This window comes from Serratia sp. TSA_198.1, assembly GCF_052686505.1.
The window spans coordinates 322692-340172 of the sequence record NZ_JBQZFP010000001.1; the positions used below are offsets into that span (position 1 = coordinate 322692).

Sequence of the window (17481 nt, forward strand, 5' to 3'; positions counted from 1 at the left end):
GCAATTGAATATCCGTTTTGCAGTGCTAAGCTTAACAAGCCTTAAGTGAACGCAACATTGTAACCATCGAAAGGAGTGAATATGGGATTGTTTAACTTCGTCAAAGAAGCTGGCGAAAAACTGTGGGACACAGTGACCGGCAATGCGACTGCCGAAGACCAAAGCGCCAAACTGAAGGAGCACCTGGATAAAATAGGCCTGCCGGGTACCGATAAGGTCGACGTGCAGGTGGTGGATGGCAAAGCCGTGGTGACCGGGGACGCCGTCAGCCAGGAACTGAAAGAAAAAATCCTGGTGGCGATCGGTAACGTGGCGGGTATCAGCGGTGTGGAAGACAAGGTGTCTGTTGCACAATCTGAAGCCGAGAGCCGTTTCTATACCGTGAAGAAGGGCGACACGCTGAGCGCAGTGTCGAAAGAAGTGTACGGCAACGCCAATCTGTACAACAAGATCTTCGAAGCGAACAAACCCATGCTATCCAGCCCGGACAAAATTTATCCAGGACAGGTTCTGCGCATTCCGCAGTAAAGAAGATAAGATATCCAGGAGCCCGATGTGATATCGGGCTTTTTTTATCGCAGGTCCTATCAGTTTTACTGATTATTTTTTGATTTTAATAAAAGTTGTGAATGTTTTATACTCGCCGCCGCCTCTGCTCCCGGGGATGTTGACCCTGGCGAGGAAAGTTGATAGCGTCTTGCCACTATTGAGGTCTGAATGGCGTTGACGCAGAATCTAAGAAAACCGCAGTAGCGAGTTTTTATCGACCATCCCATAACAGTAGCGTTTACGCGTGATGAGTTAAGATAGATTTTGTGAAAGAACAACGTAATGCCTCACAAGACAAAAACTACCGTGAAACTCTGGGAGATGCGCAGTTTGCCATCATTGTGCTGGCGATCGCGTCCTGCTCCCTGATCATCTTTACGCTGTCAGTCACCCTGTGGCTGACATGATGTCGTTCTGTACAGGAGATAAAATGGAGCATAATCTCCACGATGAAACCAAACTGCTGGCTGTTATCGGCCTGCTGGTTTCCGTGTTGTTGGTCGTATCGATACTCTTTGGTGTGACGTATTTCTCCGATTTGAAGCATGCACGTGACGAAGTTGATGTAAAAGGCTGCTATATCAAGACGTCCTGACGCTCTCCGTCCCCCAGGTTGCATCGAGGCCGCCGGCTGTGTGATAAGCTGGCTTTGCCATCAATTCAACCTGTGTGCCGTTCTGGAGGCGTTACCATGAGCAACTCCCGCCCAACCCATTCTTCTTCTTCCCGTGACTGTCCCGTGGTCGAGGGTGTGCGTCAAATACAACGCATTACCGCACGCAATGCCGAAGTCGGCGGTATCCCGATCAATCGCGCCTTACCTACCCGCGAACGCCGTACCGTGGGCGCCTGGTGCTTTCTCGACCATGCCGGGCCTTCGGTCTTCAGCGGCTCCTCTAAAGGCATGGACGTGGGGCCGCACCCGCATATTGGCTTGCAAACCTTTACCTGGATGATTGAAGGAGAGGTGCTGCATCGCGACAGCCTGGGTAGCGAGCAGGTGATTCGTCCGGGCCAGGTCAATCTGATGACGGCAGGGCGCGGTATCGCCCATACCGAACAGTCAACGGGGGAAGATCGGCGTTTACATGCTGCACAGCTGTGGATTGCTCTCCCAGCCGGCGATGCCGATATGGCGCCGCGCTTCGATCATTATCCCGACTTGCCGTCCTGGGAAAAAAATGGGGTTAGGCATACTTTGTTGGTGGGCGAGTTTGAGCAATACCGTTCTCCGGTGTTTACATTTTCGCCATTAATCGCCATTGATTTGGCGTGGCAGAGCGACGGCTATTTACCCTTACCTTTGCGGGAAGACTATGAAATAGGTTTTTTGCCCCTTGTTGGTGCAATTGAGGTTAATGATGAAAAATTTTCACCTGATGAGTTCGCCTATTTAGGCATGAATCTTAACCAAATCGGGTTAAATGCCAAGAAGGGCAGTCGGGCATTATTAATCGGCGGGGTGCCATTAAACGAAGAGATTCTCATTTGGTGGAACTTTGTCGGCCACAGTAAGCAAGATATTACCCAGGCGCAGCATGACTGGGAGCAGGGGAATAGCCGTTTTCCGGATGTGAGTGGTTATAGCGGGCCGCGTATGACCGCGCCACGCCTGCCCTGGAGCGAGGTTTGATGCTCTCTGGCTATAACGATGAGGCGATCTTATTCATTTCTTTCTATCAACGCTGAATTAATGTGATCGAAAGTCCATGTTTTAGATCGAATATAGTTTATCTGGTAAATAGTGATCTGGCGCAAATAATTGGTCGGAGCAGTGGATTAAGATATCTTTCAAGAAGTGTTGTTATCTAACCGCTAGTCAGAAGCCTGTGAGGTCATTATGAGCCAAGTACTCTATCGTGCAAGATTATCCCATGTTGTTATTGCAACGGCGGCTTTTTGGATCTCTATCGCAGCTATGCTGGTTGTTGTGCTAAGCTAACACTGAGTAATTAGGTAATAGACCCGCTGCGGCGGGTTTTTTTATGTCTGATTATTCGCAATTTTCCGAATGCGGTTATACTTATTAAACCTGATTCTTAATTAACCTTTAAAAATACAATGGTAATTCTTTCTAATGTTATCGTGATATTAATAGCCGCGATTCATCTGTATATCCTGATCCTGGAAATGTTCCTTTGGCAGACGCCGACCGGCAGACGCGTGTTCGCCACTACGGCGGAATTTGCGGCTGCAACGCGGGTGCTGGCCGCTAACCAGGGGTTGTATAACGGTTTCCTGGCTGCCGGGCTGGCATGGGGAGTCTGGCGTGCTGACCCGACGGTGCAACTGTTTTTCCTCGGCTGCGTGCTGGTGGCGGGCATCTTCGGCGGCCTGACGGCGAGCCGTAAAATTCTTAAGGTCCAGGCCCTCCCTGCGTTGATTGCCATTTTGGTGGTGATTTGGGCCCATTAGCCCGCCGGCGGGTACGGCGGGAGAGCGGTCAGGCGGTTTTTTGATGGATGACGTGCAACGGCGGGGCGATGTGCAAATCCACGCTTAAATCCTGGCGGAAATCATAAGGCGTGATGTTGAACCGTTTTCTGAACATATAAGTAAAATGTGACTGCGAGCCAAAACCAAAATCCAGTGCAATGTCAAAAATGGTAGCGTCACTGCTGCGCAATTGATAAACCGCACCGGCCAGGCGGCGCTCGCGGATATACTTGCCCAGCGAAATCCCGGTCGCTTCTTTGAACAGCTTCTGCATGTGCCACAGGGAGTAGCCGGAGTACTCGGCCAACTCTTCGAGATGGATCACTCTACCTAGGTGAGTTTCGACCCATTTACTGAGGGCGCAGACTAATGAGAGGTGATGTTCTTGTATCATCAGTGCGTCTGTGTGAGATCTACATAGCGGTGAAGTATACACAACTTGCCGCCCCGGACAAAAAGCCCACCCGCTCCAGGGCGAAATTATTCGGAAAAACCATCATCAGGTGGCTTGTCAGCCGGAAGGAAAAGCGGCTAATCTGAGATTGCCCGTTACCGCTGATACTAAAGTGGTTCAGGCCGCAGGAAATAAACCGCCTAGACAGAGTCAGCCGTAACAACTCAGCGTTGATGGGGTGATCGCATGTTAATGACAGTGATTATTACTCTGGTTGTAATCGTGGGCGTTGCCGCTTTTATGGTGACACCGGTAATGAGAATGAATAATGCGGAAGGTGTGGGAGGTGAAGAGCCGTGAGATCAGGCCACAATATAGCCCGCTGTGGGATGTGACAGACTACCGAAAAAGCCTGGATGGTCATACCCGTCGTGTTTCGCGTCAGCGCGTTTTGGCTGCAACCTGAAATGCACAGGGTATCGTTCATCCGGGCTTTTTGTTGATAACGTCCGATCAGACGTTTTTGCGCTCTACGGTTTCTTCGCCCCAGTACAGCTGATCGGCACTGGTTTTGGCGAAGGCCATTTCCAAGGCTTCGTCACTGCCTTCCTCCCAGATTTTTTGCGCCAATATCTCGTCGTTCTTCGCCAGCTCAAAAATCGCCTCGGCAATTTCAACCGAAGTTTCGCGCACTGTCGCCCAGGATTTCACATTGTGGTTTGCCATCACGTTCTCCCGTCAGGTTAGGATTTGCAATGCGCCGCCAAGCGCAACGCTCAAGCCCCAAGTATAGGCCAATTCGGCAGGGCGTTTTGCTGACCAATGCGCATTAACGCTGAAAATTCAGCGGCAAACGGCGTGGGGGGCGGAAAAGCGGCAGGTGGCATGGTATTCTGTGCGGCGTCTGAACTAAGAAGGAAAGTCACTATGTCCGACATGCTGAGCAACGATCAGGAATTGGCATCCGATCTGGTCGCCTGCCAACTGGTCATCAAACAAATTCTGGATGTCATTGACGTTATCGCACCGACCGAGGTGCGGGACAAAATGGCAAGTCAGTTGAAAAGCATCGATTTTTCCACCCATCCTGCCGGCGCCGATCCGGTGACGCGGCGGGCTATCGAAAAAGCGATTGCTTTGATTGAGATGAAATTCACGCGTAATTGATGGGAAACCGCCGTTTGACGGCGGTTTCGGACGGTGGTGATCAATCCACCACCGTTTCGATCTTTTTGAACAGCGGGCAGTCGGCAATGCCAATCACGCCGTTGTCACCGTGCAGATACTGCGCTATCACCACATTCCGCGCCGTCAGGTATTTACACTGCAACCCCAGCCCACCGACGTTTTGATTGCTGCCGATAAGCACCCCGTACCCCGAAAACAGAAATACGCCATACAGCACCGCCAGCACCGCGATCCACTTAATCAGCTTACCCATTGTGACTCCTGTTATTGACTGTCGTAGCGATATAGCCACGAGCCAGAGCAGGGCGCAACGGTAACATTCTGAAAAATAAACCCAGGTGAGATTTCTAAACGACCGGTTAAACTTCGTTTAAGTTGGCCGTGATAGGCTGAGTAACCAATTACCAAGATAACAATGAGGCTGCTAAAATTTGTTGCGAAAAAAAATCCTCGTGATAATTGCGGCTCTGGCTGCCTGTCTGTTTTTTTATCTGCTGGCACTGGACAGTTATTGCGATGAGGGGGAGAGGTTTGCGTTGGGAATTTGTTCAATCACTCGCTTTGTTCCCTGGTGAGGTGCGCGGTGGTGCGCAACAATTTTCCGCGGAGATGTTCGTGCCCATCCCCGGAGTGCTAAGATGTCCGCCTGATTTTAGCAGTAGATAGGGTTGTCCATGTACGATTTAGGTTTTGGTCCAAATAGCCTGGTTTCGCTGGCCATCGCAGCGCTGGCGCTGCTGGTGGGATTATGGGGCTGGTTCCTGGTGAACCGCGCCAGCGTGCGTGCCAATGAACAGATTCGCCTGTTGCAGGAAATAGCCGAGCAGCAGCGCCAACAAACGGCGTTACTGAAGAGCCTGGCGCAAAGCGCCCGCGGCGACAGCGTGGCGGACGATGACGATCTCAGCCCGGCGCTGGATTTCAAGGGATTCATCCCCGAACGTTAATCAGCTGCCTGTCGGGTGGCGCTTCACGCACTTTGTGCCACCCGCCTTCCTCAGAAAAACTCCATCCCCTGATAAGGTTGAGCACGGCATGCTGCCAGACGACTGGCCAGATCGCCGCTGTGAATTTCTAACTGATGCCCGTCGGGATCGAGAAAATACAGTGATTCCCCCTCGCTGCGGTTGCTTTTCCACTCTTTTACTCCTGCCTGGCGTAGCCGTAATGCGGCGGGTGCAAAATTTTCCTCCGTCACGCTGAACGCATAATGGGTATAGTCTCCCGGCGTGTCCGTCGCACGCGAACTGTCCCATGACAGACACAACCACAGTTCGCCAAGGGACAGGTAGGCGCCATTTTGCCAGCGCGCATGCGGGATGAATCCCAACAGACGGGTGTAGAAATCGAAACTGCGGTTGACGTCACGTACCGCGAGCGTCAGGTGGTTAAGGCCGCTCAACATGGCGATAATTTCCGGGCAATGAAACAGGTAAAAAGTGTAATCATCCGAATGGAGAATATAAAGAGCAAAAAACATTAGTATGGATAATATGAAAGCCGTCGCTTTGTCATAAATCTGTCGTATTGGCATCGTAATGTAGCGCCAACCTTACGAAAGATGGATGAAGCCGATGATTAAATGGTATGAAGAAAGCGACGCCGAGGTGAACCGCAGCATTGCGTTGATCACCGGAGAAAACCCGGAAAAATGGTATCCTTACGGCGGCGTGAAAGGTAAAGATTATTGCAAGAACCCCTCCGATGCCTGGCCGATTATCTGCGCCAATAAAATCAGTTTGAATGCTGACGGCCAAAGCGATAACCCGCTGTGGCAGGCCCGTATGATCACCCAGCGCGGTGAGTGGCAGGCAGACAGCAACAGCCCATTGCGCGCCGCGATGATCTGTTTCCTGCTGAGCCAGCAAACTACCGAGATGGCCCGTTGAACCACCAGAAATACTGATGATTTTTCCCTTTTTATGACAACAGAACTGTCTCTGGCGGAGCCTGTTTATGAAGCGCATTATTAAAGGTGATAAAAACTTGTCTCATCTGGTGATTGCCCATGCGGCAATCGATCGTCATGCCGAAAGCTTTGGGCAGCGCCGACAGGGCTGGCCCTCAACCTACCTGATAAAATATCAAAACGATCGCGTGGCAGTGGAAGTGGTTACGCGTCGCCAGTCCTATGTCGCGACGCTGATGATTGGCGCACGCAATCTGACCAAACTGTGCGGCCTGCCAGGCTGAATCCCAGCCATTCCTGCGCCATTCTTTGCATAAAATAGCATCCTGGTCCCTGTTGCCGGGGTGCTTCTCCTTGATGCTCCCGGGGTTAAGTGTTAAAAAGCCGCCCGCAGATACATTTATTGATTGGCGAAATCTTGTGCGAAAACGACGGGATTCAACGCCATATGAGGATAAGATGGGCGGTCAGCAACAGGATACTCCGCTAAAACGCGGTTTAAAAAACAGACATATACAACTCATCGCCCTTGGGGGCGCCATTGGCACCGGTTTGTTTCTCGGCATTGCACAGACCATTAAAATGGCCGGTCCTTCCGTGCTGCTGGGCTACGCAATCGGTGGCGTTATCGCTTTTCTGATTATGCGCCAACTGGGTGAAATGGTGGTTGAAGAGCCGGTCGCCGGCTCATTCAGCCACTTTGCCTATAAATACTGGGGCGATTTCGCCGGTTTCCTTTCCGGCTGGAACTATTGGGCCATGTTCATTCTGGTCGGCATGGCCGAGTTAACCGCCGTAGGGATTTATATTCAGTATTGGTGGCCGGACATCCCGACCTGGGTTTCCGCTGCGGTATTTTTTGTGCTGATTAATCTGATCAACCTGGTCAACGTGCGCCTGTATGGTGAAACGGAGTTCTGGTTCGCCATCATCAAGGTGGTGGCGATTGTCGGCATGATTGTCTTCGGCGCCTGGCTGTTGGTCAGCGGAAATGGCGGCCCGCAAGCCAGCTTCGGCAACCTGTGGGAGCAGGGGGGCTTTATGCCGCACGGCATAGAAGGGCTGGTCATGGCGATGGCGGTGATCATGTTTTCATTCGGTGGGCTGGAGATGGTCGGCATCACGGCTGCGGAAGCCGCCGATCCGCGCCGCAGCATTCCGAAAGCCACCAACCAGGTGGTGTACCGTATCCTGATTTTTTATATCGGCTCACTGACCGTACTGCTTTCTCTCTACCCATGGGACAAGGTGGTGGAAGGCGGCAGTCCGTTTGTGATGATTTTCCACGCGCTGAACAGCAACCTGGTGGCGACCCTCCTTAACGTGGTGGTGCTGACGGCGGCGCTGTCGGTGTATAACAGCGGGGTCTATGCCAACAGCCGCATGCTGTTTGGCTTGGCGACGCAGGGGAATGCGCCGAAGGTGTTGACCCGGGTGAATAAGCGCGGCGTACCTGTGCTGTCCATTGCGCTGTCGGCGTTGGTGACTTCTGTCGGCGTGCTGATCAACTACGTGATGCCCGGCAAGGCGTTTGAGCTGTTGATGGCGCTGGTGGTGTCTACGCTGGTGATTAACTGGGTGATGATTTGCCTGGCGCACCTGAAGTTCCGTGCGGCGAAAAACCGTCAGGGGGTGATCCCGAGCTTCAAGGCGTTGTGGTATCCGTTTGGCAACTACCTGTGCCTGGCGTTTCTCAGTCTGATTCTGGTGATCATGTATTTCAGCGAGGGGATCCGCATCTCCGTACTGCTGATGCCGGTATGGATCCTGCTGCTGTGGGTTGGTTTTATGCTGACGCGCCGTAAAGGCGCCAAAGTGCGGCGTTAATCTATAACGGAGGCGCCTTGTGCGCCTCCGATTCAGGCTCTAGCTACGTGGCATAAAGGCAGTGCCCTGATTGCCGCGGCCCAGCCCCAACAGCTTCCTGCACAGCAGGAACAGGGTGGTAACGATATCGATAGCGACCACGCTAAGCATCAGCACGCCCAACATGAAAAAACTCACCAGCGCGCCAAACAACAGCACCAGCGGTGCCGGCACTCTCACCCGGCGGAGCTTCATCGCTGCGTACATTTTCCAATATTGCCTCTGTTGCCGCATCGCGCTACGGATACGGCCCAGACGAACACGTGATTTGCGTGATGTAGAACGGCTCATAACTTCTCCTTTTCTGAATGTCCTATAAGTAAATCATAAAGATCTTAAGAGATGCTTAACAGGCTCTTTATGGCCCTGGCATGCTCATAGGGACTGTGACAACACAATATCCGAAAAGGTCCCCCCCGAGGTGAGCACGGTTCACAAAGCACGCCAATCGACTATCTTGTTATGTTATCTAATCTGCCCGTGCAGGGTGTCCGCAGTGGTCGGGAGAGCAATTTGAAGAGAATCAATCGTTACTATGATGCCGCGAAAGCTCACCACACCCCCGAGGGGTTTCGCAATCCGGAACCGACTCAGCGTCAGGAAGGGGATCTGAGACGCTGGCAAAATGAGCGCAAGCAGCAAGGGTTGCCCAAACCGCCGCAGTTGGGGTATCAGCAGTTTACCCAGCGCTGGTGGCAGCCTGCCGACCTCAGCGGCAGCGATGACGGCATCTGGTGGCTGGGGCACGCTTCGATGCTGCTGCGTCTGGATGGCCGCTATATCCTGATCGACCCGGTGCTTTCGCAACGCGCATCTCCGCTGAGTTTCTACGGCCCTAAACGTAAAACGCCGCCGCCATTGACGGTGCAACAATTACCGGCGGTGGATGTGGTGTTGATTTCTCACAACCATTATGACCACCTTGATCGGCGGACCGTGCGCCAATTGGCGCGACGTTTTCCCAACGCGACCTTTATCGTGCCTCTGGGGTTAAAAAGCTGGTTCCGGCGTTATCGCCTCAAGCGTGTGGAGGAATTGGACTGGTGGGACAGCCTGTCATTGGGCGAGTTAAGGTTCCACTGTACGCCGGCGCGTCACTGGAGCATGCGTACCCTGTGGGATCGCAACCGCTCTTTGTGGTGCGGCTGGGTTATTCATCATCCGTCGCTGCGTTTCTATTTTTCTGGCGACAGCGGTTATTCGGAGCGGCTGGCGGATATCGGCGTGCGCCTGGGGCCATTTGACGTGGCGGCGTTGCCGATAGGCGCTTATGCACCGCGTTGGTTCATGCAGGAACAACATATGGATCCGCAGCAGTCGGTGACGCTGTATCAGCAATTAAATTCGCCGCGGGTTATTCCGATTCATTGGGGTGTTTTTGAATTGGCCGATGAGTCGCTGGATGAACCGCCACAGCAATTAAATCTGGCGTTGAGTTCCGCCGGAATAGAGCGGCATCAGTTCTTGCCAATCAAAATTGGCGAGCGCATTGCGCTTGATTCTAACTCTTAATGGTTAACCTTCGTCCCGTGAAGGACGGTTTTTCGGATTGAACCGCCTGCAAGGCCGCCCGGTTGCGGGCTGCCGTTGTACGGGGGAACGGCGGAGGGCGTTATCAGGTGCCGGGTCTGATGAGTGAGTGCGAATAGTGAGGTGCGCAAAAAGACAAAATAATTAGACCCGAGAGTGGGTTTTGTCGGCAGAGTAAATACCCCCTGTCTTTTTAAGATTTAATTCGGTTATACATTCTCACGGATGTTAGGGTTATTGCCGTTATTTAATCCTGTCGTCAGCAGGATATTTATCCGGTTATGCACAACGATGGTGCGTAATTTTCCCCGTTGCATGCTTATGCACCTTAAAGCGGCAGCGTCATTTGTTTTTTGCCGGGGATCCGATTGTGCAGCGGGTATTCGCGATAACTAATATTAATAATTAGCATCGGTATTATTTTCTCCGGAGACGGGAAGGTTATCAGACAGGCGGCGGCACCGGCGTTGGGCCGTCCAGATGGCGACTGAGTGGTCTGATGAGTTTGAGGTCAAAGGCACCCGTTCATCGATATTCAAATGTTGTATAAGAAATTCCATAAAGATTCAAATTTTTTAACGTTCTAAGCGCCCGATGGCGGTTATATGTCGCAACGCAGAGGAGCGATCGGATGAAAGAATTGTTAAAATTCAGTCAGGCTGCGGAGTGTAGCGCGGTGTGAGCGTTAAGCAGAAAATAGCTAAGGCTTCAACATCTTTTAGCCTATTTAAGCTTATGTTGCTATCGACCGTTTCAAATATGTGCGACAGGTCCATCAGTGATTAAAAATGGCTTGCCATCGAATACAGAGTATGTGATAACGCATCTGGGTAAAACGAGGTACAGTTCTGTATATGTGTGGCATTTTCAGTAAAGAAGTTCTGAGTAAAGACGTTAGCGTTGAATACCGCTTCTCTGCCGATCCTTATCTTAGTGCCTCAAGCAGTAACGACTCTAGTTTGTCTATGTAACGCCTACGGGCGGTTTAAACAATCCAAAGGAAATACTCAAGATGGCAAAGATCAAAGGTCAAGTTAAGTGGTTCAACGAGTCTAAAGGTTTCGGTTTCATCACCCCAGCTGACGGCAGCAAAGACGTGTTCGTACACTTCTCTGCAATCCAGGGTAACGGCTTCAAAACCCTGGCTGAAGGCCAGAACGTTGAGTTCGAAATCCAAGATGGCCAGAAAGGCCCATCTGCAGTGAACGTTACTGCTATCTAATCAGCGTCAGCTGTACAAAAAGCCCGCCTTCGTGCGGGCTTTTTCGTGTCTGCGCTCAGCCGGCGATGATAATCCCCGCGTACTGATTGCGGCCGGTAATGCCTGGGTGCCCAGGATCCTGCTCACGCCGGTGGCTGTTGCGGCGGTAGCTGGTGTATTTAAAGCGCTGCGGGTGCCGCGAGTCGGTATTCGGCGTGCAGATGGTGCAACTCCCGGCGCGATCAACGGCGGCAAACCCCAGTTGGCTGAGTTTGTATTCGGCGATGGCGGCCAGATCCAGGTGGCGATAGCTTGGACTGATCAAGGCGGCAGGCAGCGGCAACTGCTGTTTAAAGCGCGTAACCAGCTCTTCGTTCACCTCATAACAGCACGGGCCGGCAGCCGGGCCGATGGCGGCCACCCAGTTTGCCGTTGAGTCATCGCGGCTGATTCGCGCCGCCAATTGCTCAAGAATGCCATCCAGCAAGCCGCGCCAACCGGCATGCACGGCCGCAATGGCCGAGCCGTCATTGCGGCTGAAAATGACCGGCAGGCAGTCTGCCGTCAATACGCTGAGCAGAATGCCGGGTTGGGTGGTGTAGAAACCGTCGGCTTCACCGCAAATTTGGGCCGCATGATGAATGTCGACGATGCGAGTACCGTGCACCTGTTTTTTTTCCGGCAGCGTGGCGCGATAGGGTTGCAGATGGCCGGGCAGCAGGGCACTTTTGTGGCCGAAACCGTGCTGAATGGCCGGAACGGTGCTGAGAAGCGGGGAGTAGTCGGTCATATAACGTCTTTGCCTGCGTCAGAAAACATATCGTCAGTGTAGCCAGCTTTTTTACCCGTTGGCTAGGCCTGCCTTGCATCGTGCAGAAGCCTTCTTTAGACTACCTGCGCCGTATCTCTCTGGAATCCAACCATGTCTTATCAGTGCCCTCTGTGTCACCAGCCGCTTCTTCTTTCTCACTTGCAATGGCGTTGCGATGCCAATCATCAGTTTGACTGCGCCAAAGAAGGCTATGTCAATCTGCTGCCTGTGCAGCATAAACGCTCGAAGCAGCCGGGAGACAGCACGGAAATGATGCAGGCGCGGCGCGCTTTTCTCGATGCCGGATTTTATCGACCGTTGCAGCAACGGGTGGCGGAACTGCTGGAACAGGCGTTGGATGGCGAGGCGCAGGCGCTGCTGGATATTGGCTGTGGCGAAGGTTATTACACCGCTGAAGTGGCGGCACGATTGGCGCCGCGCGACATCACCGTTTATGGGCTGGATGTTGCCAAAGTGGCGATCCGCTATGCGGCCAAGCGTTACCCTGCGGTGTCATTCTGCGTGGCGTCCAGCCACCGTTTACCCTTTGCCGACCGTTCTTTGGACGCGATCCTGCGCATTTACGCGCCGTGCAAAGCCGAAGAGCTGGCGAGGGTGGTCAAACCCGGCGGCGTCGTAGTGACGGTATCGCCTGGCCCGCGCCATCTGTATCAATTGAAAGAACAGGTTTATCAGCAGGTGCAACTGCACGCGGAATCCGATGAGCAACTGACGGGCTTTGACTGCGAGCGGCTCGAGGCACTGGCGTACCCGATGACGTTGCCGGGCGAGCAGGCGGCCAACCTGCTGCAGATGACGCCTTTCGCCTGGCGGGCTTCTCCAGAGGTGCAACAGCGCCTGAGTGCCGGCGAAGCATTCGCCTGTGAAACGGATTTCGTTATAGGCCTGTACCGTCGCCAAGCCGATTAAACCACCGGATATGCCGCTTCGCCATTGACCGCATCGTCCTCCAGATCTGCGCGCTCAACGGCGAGGTGCGTTTTCAATGCCGTCCAGCCCCTTGGGGTAACTTTGAGCGCCCGGGTTGCCGGCAAGCGCTGCAGCCAGCCCCAATGGCAAAACGCGTCCAGCAGATAAGCCGCCAGCGGCCCGGCGAGGTGATATTGCCGCTCGGTCCAGTCCAAACATTGGCGGCCTTTGCCAACCCCCTCTGGCTCTATTGCGGCCGCCTCGGCGCCCAACGCCTGTAACCAATTGGCGCCGGTCGGCGTCAGCACATATTCGCATGCGCCATTTTCGACGATTAGCCCTTGTTTCAGCAGGCTGCGCGTTACGGCGACGCCGACTTTCCCGGCCAGATGATCATAACAACAGCGCGCGAAGCGCATCTCACGCGCAGAACGGTTGGGCGTATTGCGCCATGCCGGCGTTACCGGCCCGATCGACGCCAGACTTTCCAGCAGATGCGAGACGTGCGGCCCCGAGAGACGATAGTAGCGATAGCGCCCAATCTGTTCGACGCTAAGCAAGCCGCCGTCCAACATCTTTGCCAGATGCGAGCTGGCGGTTTGCGGGGTGACGCCTGCCGCCTCTGCAAGCGCACTGGCTGATAGCGCATTGCCGTCGGCCAGCGTGATCAACATCACCGCCCGCACCGGTTCGGCGATCAGATGCGCAACGGATGCAATATTATGTTGGCCCACGAGTTTCTCCTTTATCGATAGCAGGCGATGTTTTCATCGTTCAAGGTACACTTCGATATGCTTCGAAGTATTCCAGGCTAAGAGCGGCTTATAGTCAATGCCTGTTTCATCAACCTGGGTACGCAACGAGTGGCAAGCTTGAATAAACAACAAAAACGAGTACTGATGGCAACCAGCCTCAGCTATGTCATCGTCATCCTGGATACGTCGATCGTTAACGTCGCCTTGCCGCCGATCGCCGCCGATCTGGGTACCGGGCTTAGCGGTCTGCAGTGGGTAGTGAACGCTTATACGTTGGCGTTCGCCAGTTTGTTGCTCAGTGGCGGGACGCTGGGCGACAGGTTAGGGGGGCGGCAAGTCTACCTTGCCGGGCTGGCGATCTTTGCCTGCGCTTCTGCCCTTTGCGGGCTGGCGGGGGCATTACCCGTACTGGTCGCCGCCAGAATATTGCAAGGCGTTGGGGCCGCTTTGCTGGTGCCCAGTTCCTTAACGCTGATTAACGCGGCCTTCCCCGAGGCGAAACAGCGGGCGGGAGCCATTGGCGTATGGGCCGGATGCGGCGGCGTAGCGATGGCTGCGGGGCCGCTGGCCGGCGGCGTGCTGATCCAATTGCTGGGCTGGCGTAGCCTGTTTTGGATCAATATCCCGGTGATTGCGTTGGGAATCGGGCTGACTCTGCGCATTGCGGCCGTTCGCCCGCCACTATCCTTGCGCCAGATGGACTACGCCGGGCAGGGGACGGTGATTGTGGCGCTAGCCACTTCGGTGGCCTTGTTGATTGAGGGCGCGCGGCTTGGCTGGCACTCTGGTTGGGTGTTGGGCGGTATCGCCGTGGCTGCCTTGAGCTGGCTGATGTTTGTTGCGATAGAGCGACGAAGCCGGCAGCCGATGCTGCCGCCGGCGCTTTTCCGCAGCGTGGTTTTTTCCGCCTCGGCATGGGTTTCGCTGGTTTCTGCTCTGGTGTTTTACGGGGCGTTCTTTCTGCTGAATCTTTATTTTCAAGAGGTACGGGGTTGGTCGCCGCTGCAGTCCGGCCTGGCATTTCTTCCCCTGACCATTATGGTCACGCTGGGCAGCTTTCTTTGCGGCCATCTGGTTCAGGCGTTGGGTGCGGGGCGGGTAGTTTATTGCAGTTTGCTGCTTTATGCGTTGGGTTTCGGTGGCTTGCTGGCGCTGGCCGAAAGCCCGCCTTACTGGCGTATTGCGTTGTGTTTCCCCTTGCTTGGCCTGGCGGCCGGGATCATTACGCCTGCGGCCACGGCGGCGTTGTTGAATGAGGTCGCGAGTGAACGGGCGGGCGTTGCCGCCGGCGTGCTCAATGCCGGCAGGCAAAGCGGCTCCGCGTTTGGCGTGGCGATTTTCGGTGCGCTAATGACGGCGTTTCATCCGCTGGAAAAGGGGATCCAGTTCGCCGTGTGCGGCGCGATAGGCCTGTCGTTGCTCACGGCTGTTCTATGGGGATTGGCGATCAGGTTTGCCTCGCGTGCAGGAGGCCGGCAAGCGACCGGGCGGTAGCTAAGGCGATGCGTTGCCAGAAACGAAAAAACCTGCCATTGGCAGGTTTTTTGCGTTCAGCGACAATCAGGCGAGGTAGCCCAAATGCTCCAGCAGAATATTGATGCCGATACCGATCAACACCACGCCGCCGATGATCTCTGCGCGTTTGCCCAACAGCGGCCCGATAAAGCGGCCAATCATCATACCCAGCGTTGCCATAATCATGGTGGCCATGCCGATGGCCATGGCGGTATGCACAATATTGACCTGCAGGAAGGCCAGACCAACGCCGATCGCCATGGCATCAAGGCTGGTGGCGATAGCGGTGGCCACCAATAGCCAGAAGCCGTGGCGTTTCACTTTTTCCACTTCGTCCGGCCGGTTTCTGATGCCTTCGACAATCATGCGCGTACCGAGAATAAACAGCAGCGAGAAGGCTACCCAGTGATCCCACTCCATGATGTATTGGCTGGCGAACAGGCCAATTGCCCAACCGATGATCGGCGTAATGGCTTCGACCACGCCGAAGATGAGTCCGGTGCGCAGGGCTTCACGAAAACGGGGTTGATGCAGGCTGGCACCTTTGCCGATCGACGCGGCGAACGCATCCATAGACATGCCAAAAGCGAGAATGAGTGTAGCGGAAAGATTCATGTTAAATAGCCTCGGCCGGGCGGCTCCATATACACGTAACCCACCCCCAACCATACGACGGAGTTACGTGTCTATGGTCTCGCCAACCTTACCTGGCTGCCCGCACCACGTTTCAGAGTCCGAAACGAGTATGTTGATACGGGCGTTTCTGGCGTTTTATTGCCCAGAAACCGGCTACTCCCCAATGACGGCGCAACCATACCATAATATTTCTGACGACGACAACCTTAATTACTTGAGAATATTCTTTTTGGAATTGAGAATTGTTTTCATTAAAGAATTGCAAGAGGGAATATAATGTAGGCGGATGCAACAATGTTGCGTAAATAATAAACGGATAAGCGCTGGGGTTGTTGATTAATTATCCATATACAGCGCGTGTTATCGGCAGGGGTGAAACTTTAAGTATTATTTATTCATTGATTTTCAACGAAAAAATGATAAATCCTCTCCAGGTCGTCTAATTGTGTAACCTGAATGAGTAACCGGCGCTGTTCCAGGTCGATGACCAGGATGCCATCTTCAGATAAATTCATGGCTTTAATGCGGTTATATTCAATGAAGGTGTTGGCATAAAAGAAACCCTGGGTTTTAAACAGTATCTTGGGCCAGCGAATATAAGAAATATAGATGGCGATCAGCGCTAAAGAAATAAGCAGATAAGTGGTCAATATTGCGCCGTTGGTGGTGACGTTTCGGTAAATCAAAATGACAATCAGGCCGACAAAAATCAGGCAGTCGATCCGGTTGCGGCGCTTTAATTGCACTTTAAGCCGCGTTTTGCCCTTCAGCAGGTTCATGCCGAATTCGTCGTAAATCGCATACAGCAGCATCAGCGCGGTAAAAATCAGTAATACGCCATCGGTCAGTGACATCTTTCAACTCCACAAATAAAAAAAACCGGGGGTTTCCCCCCGGTTGCGATTAGCTTTACAGGCCCAGCAGACCAATCCAGTAACCGAAGATGCCGATGGCGAAGAAGCCGATGATAATCCACAGCGCATTCACTTTTCTGCGCAACAGCCACATACAGCCGAAGGTCAGCAGCAGCGGCACCAGACCCGGCATCAACTGATCGAGAATGGTTTGCACCGTGGTCACAGTGGTATGCCCGGTCTGATCGGTGATCTTCGACACCACCAGCGGGATATTCACGTGCGTCCACTTGTTAACCAATGCCCCCATCACAAACAGGCCAAGAATGGACGCTCCTTCCGTCAGTTTTTGCAGGAAGCCGCCGCCCATGTCATTAACGATATCCACCCCTTTGCGGTAACCGTACGCCACGCCGTAATAGCGGGTCAGCAGGCGCACCAGATTGAACAAGACAAAGAACAAAATAGGGCCAAGCAGGCTGCCGCTCATGGCAATACCGGCGCCGAGCGCTGCGAATACCGGCCGTACGGTGCCCCAGAAGATCGGGTCGCCCACGCCGGCCAGAGGCCCCATCAAACCGACCTTGATGCCGTTGATGGCTGCATCGTCGATCGGCGCGCCGTTGGCACGTTGTTCTTCCATCGCCATGGTAACGCCAAGCACTGGCGCCGCTACGTAAGGGTGGGTGTTGAAGAATTCCAGGTGACGTTTGATTGCCCGTTTGCGGTCGTCGTTATTTTCCGGGTACAGGCGGCGGATCACCGGCACCATAGAGAAGCAAAAACCCAGCGCCTGCATGCGTTCGAAGTTCCATGAGCCCTGGAACAGGTTCGAGCGCAGGAACACACCGCGAATATCGGCCGGCGTGAGTTTCTTTTGAGCTGTTGTATCAACCATGTCTCTCAC

26 protein-coding genes and 1 riboswitch are annotated in these 17481 nt (G+C 53.7%); of the genes, 16 read left to right on the plus strand and 10 right to left on the minus strand.

From position 1 onward, the window contains the following. Positions 1-81: 81 nt before the first annotated feature. From lysM to ACUTSW_RS01500, 5 genes are all read left to right on the plus strand, one after another. The gene (gene lysM, locus ACUTSW_RS01480; RefSeq protein ID WP_062871108.1) at positions 82-528 is read left to right on the plus strand and encodes a peptidoglycan-binding protein LysM; all 447 of its coding nucleotides are present in this window, start codon (positions 82-84) and stop codon (positions 526-528) included. 287 nt (positions 529-815) lie between these two features. Then, entirely contained in the window at positions 816-956 is a 141-nt protein-coding gene (locus ACUTSW_RS01485; protein WP_004945701.1) for a hypothetical protein, read from the plus strand. Positions 957-979: 23 nt separating this feature from the next. Beyond that, on the plus strand, positions 980-1144 hold the full coding sequence (locus ACUTSW_RS01490; RefSeq protein WP_169800866.1) for a hypothetical protein: 165 nt from the start codon (positions 980-982) through the stop codon (positions 1142-1144). Between the two features lie 96 nt (positions 1145-1240). Further along, positions 1241-2182: a pirin family protein gene (locus ACUTSW_RS01495; protein ID WP_445583507.1), complete on the plus strand. Its 942-nt coding sequence runs from the start codon at positions 1241-1243 to the stop codon at positions 2180-2182. Positions 2183-2610: 428 nt separating this feature from the next. Further along, on the plus strand, positions 2611-2964 hold the full coding sequence (locus tag ACUTSW_RS01500) for a DUF1304 domain-containing protein (RefSeq protein ID WP_004945694.1): 354 nt from the start codon (positions 2611-2613) through the stop codon (positions 2962-2964). A gap of 28 nt (positions 2965-2992) precedes the next feature. On the opposite strand, the gene ACUTSW_RS01505 is transcribed toward ACUTSW_RS01500, so the two are convergent. Beyond that, positions 2993-3379, minus strand: coding sequence for a helix-turn-helix domain-containing protein (locus tag ACUTSW_RS01505; RefSeq protein ID WP_013813378.1), 387 nt, complete (start codon positions 3377-3379; stop codon positions 2993-2995). Positions 3380-3892: 513 nt separating this feature from the next. Then, a complete protein-coding gene (locus tag ACUTSW_RS01510) occupies positions 3893-4105 on the minus strand; it encodes a YccJ family protein (protein WP_004945687.1) in 213 nt (70 codons plus the stop codon). A gap of 201 nt (positions 4106-4306) precedes the next feature. Here ACUTSW_RS01510 and ACUTSW_RS01515 point away from each other — a divergent pair, with 201 nt between their 5' ends. Continuing rightward, positions 4307-4546: a DUF2766 family protein gene (locus ACUTSW_RS01515; protein WP_004945684.1), complete on the plus strand. Its 240-nt coding sequence runs from the start codon at positions 4307-4309 to the stop codon at positions 4544-4546. Positions 4547-4586: 40 nt separating this feature from the next. On the opposite strand, the gene ACUTSW_RS01520 is transcribed toward ACUTSW_RS01515, so the two are convergent. Continuing rightward, a complete protein-coding gene (locus ACUTSW_RS01520; RefSeq protein WP_445583508.1) occupies positions 4587-4820 on the minus strand; it encodes a YobH family protein in 234 nt (77 codons plus the stop codon). Positions 4821-4998: 178 nt separating this feature from the next. On the opposite strand from ACUTSW_RS01520, the gene ACUTSW_RS01525 reads away from it, so the two are divergent. After that, entirely contained in the window at positions 4999-5142 is a 144-nt protein-coding gene (locus ACUTSW_RS01525; RefSeq protein ID WP_006325944.1) for a PhoP/PhoQ regulator MgrB, read from the plus strand. Between the two features lie 99 nt (positions 5143-5241). Continuing rightward, entirely contained in the window at positions 5242-5514 is a 273-nt protein-coding gene (locus ACUTSW_RS01530) for a YebO family protein (RefSeq protein ID WP_004945679.1), read from the plus strand. A gap of 50 nt (positions 5515-5564) precedes the next feature. On the opposite strand, the gene fos is transcribed toward ACUTSW_RS01530, so the two are convergent. Then, the gene (gene fos / locus ACUTSW_RS01535; RefSeq protein ID WP_241922148.1) at positions 5565-5972 is read right to left on the minus strand and encodes a fosfomycin resistance glutathione transferase; all 408 of its coding nucleotides are present in this window, start codon (positions 5970-5972) and stop codon (positions 5565-5567) included. Positions 5973-6141: 169 nt separating this feature from the next. On the opposite strand from fos, the gene ACUTSW_RS01540 reads away from it, so the two are divergent. The 3 genes from ACUTSW_RS01540 to ACUTSW_RS01550 all read left to right on the plus strand — a co-directional run bounded on the left by ACUTSW_RS01540 (position 6142) and on the right by ACUTSW_RS01550 (position 8303). Continuing rightward, positions 6142-6456, plus strand: coding sequence for a phage protein NinX family protein (locus ACUTSW_RS01540; protein WP_006325943.1), 315 nt, complete (start codon positions 6142-6144; stop codon positions 6454-6456). A 67-nt stretch (positions 6457-6523) separates the two neighbouring features. Beyond that, positions 6524-6760, plus strand: a complete 237-nt coding sequence (locus ACUTSW_RS01545) for a DUF4060 family protein (RefSeq protein ID WP_004945669.1) — start codon at positions 6524-6526, stop codon at positions 6758-6760. A 175-nt stretch (positions 6761-6935) separates the two neighbouring features. Further along, positions 6936-8303, plus strand: a complete 1368-nt coding sequence (locus tag ACUTSW_RS01550) for an amino acid permease (protein ID WP_062871106.1) — start codon at positions 6936-6938, stop codon at positions 8301-8303. Positions 8304-8342: 39 nt separating this feature from the next. Here ACUTSW_RS01550 and ACUTSW_RS01555 read toward each other — a convergent pair whose 3' ends face one another. Then, the gene (locus tag ACUTSW_RS01555) at positions 8343-8633 is read right to left on the minus strand and encodes a hypothetical protein (protein ID WP_197930851.1); all 291 of its coding nucleotides are present in this window, start codon (positions 8631-8633) and stop codon (positions 8343-8345) included. A gap of 222 nt (positions 8634-8855) precedes the next feature. Here ACUTSW_RS01555 and ACUTSW_RS01560 point away from each other — a divergent pair, with 222 nt between their 5' ends. The 3 genes from ACUTSW_RS01560 (at position 8856) to cspE (ending at position 11094) form a co-directional block, all read left to right on the plus strand. Next, positions 8856-9854 carry an MBL fold metallo-hydrolase gene (locus ACUTSW_RS01560; RefSeq protein ID WP_445583509.1) on the plus strand — a complete coding sequence of 333 codons (999 nt, stop codon included), beginning with the start codon at positions 8856-8858 and terminating at the stop codon, positions 9852-9854. An 872-nt stretch (positions 9855-10726) separates the two neighbouring features. After that, complete coding sequence (locus tag ACUTSW_RS01565; protein WP_002211058.1) at positions 10727-10843, plus strand: DUF2627 domain-containing protein; 117 nt, start codon at positions 10727-10729, stop codon at positions 10841-10843. 41 nt (positions 10844-10884) lie between these two features. Further along, on the plus strand, positions 10885-11094 hold the full coding sequence (gene cspE / locus ACUTSW_RS01570) for a transcription antiterminator/RNA stability regulator CspE (protein WP_002221949.1): 210 nt from the start codon (positions 10885-10887) through the stop codon (positions 11092-11094). Between the two features lie 55 nt (positions 11095-11149). Here cspE and ACUTSW_RS01575 read toward each other — a convergent pair whose 3' ends face one another. After that, the gene (locus ACUTSW_RS01575; protein WP_445583510.1) at positions 11150-11863 is read right to left on the minus strand and encodes a polyphenol oxidase family protein; all 714 of its coding nucleotides are present in this window, start codon (positions 11861-11863) and stop codon (positions 11150-11152) included. 132 nt (positions 11864-11995) lie between these two features. Here ACUTSW_RS01575 and rlmA point away from each other — a divergent pair, with 132 nt between their 5' ends. Next, positions 11996-12814, plus strand: a complete 819-nt coding sequence (gene rlmA, locus ACUTSW_RS01580; protein WP_445583511.1) for a 23S rRNA (guanine(745)-N(1))-methyltransferase — start codon at positions 11996-11998, stop codon at positions 12812-12814. On the opposite strand, the gene ACUTSW_RS01585 is transcribed toward rlmA, so the two are convergent. Then, positions 12811-13548 (minus strand): ArsR/SmtB family transcription factor, encoded by a 738-nt coding sequence (locus tag ACUTSW_RS01585; protein ID WP_445583512.1) that lies wholly within the window; start codon positions 13546-13548, stop codon positions 12811-12813. The genes rlmA and ACUTSW_RS01585 overlap by 4 nt on opposite strands. A 165-nt stretch (positions 13549-13713) precedes the next feature. On the opposite strand from ACUTSW_RS01585, the gene ACUTSW_RS01590 reads away from it, so the two are divergent. Next, positions 13714-15063: an MFS transporter gene (locus tag ACUTSW_RS01590; RefSeq protein WP_445583513.1), complete on the plus strand. Its 1350-nt coding sequence runs from the start codon at positions 13714-13716 to the stop codon at positions 15061-15063. A 66-nt stretch (positions 15064-15129) separates the two neighbouring features. On the opposite strand, the gene mntP is transcribed toward ACUTSW_RS01590, so the two are convergent. From mntP to ACUTSW_RS01605, 3 genes are all read right to left on the minus strand, one after another. After that, entirely contained in the window at positions 15130-15699 is a 570-nt protein-coding gene (gene mntP, locus ACUTSW_RS01595) for a manganese efflux pump MntP (protein WP_004945650.1), read from the minus strand. A gap of 11 nt (positions 15700-15710) precedes the next feature. Then, positions 15711-15894, minus strand: a riboswitch (yybP-ykoY riboswitch). 221 nt (positions 15895-16115) lie between these two features. Next, complete coding sequence (locus tag ACUTSW_RS01600) at positions 16116-16574, minus strand: DUF986 family protein (protein WP_062871099.1); 459 nt, start codon at positions 16572-16574, stop codon at positions 16116-16118. Between the two features lie 55 nt (positions 16575-16629). After that, complete coding sequence (locus ACUTSW_RS01605) at positions 16630-17472, minus strand: PTS mannose transporter subunit IID (protein ID WP_062871098.1); 843 nt, start codon at positions 17470-17472, stop codon at positions 16630-16632. Between the last annotated feature and the right edge of the window lie 9 nt (positions 17473-17481).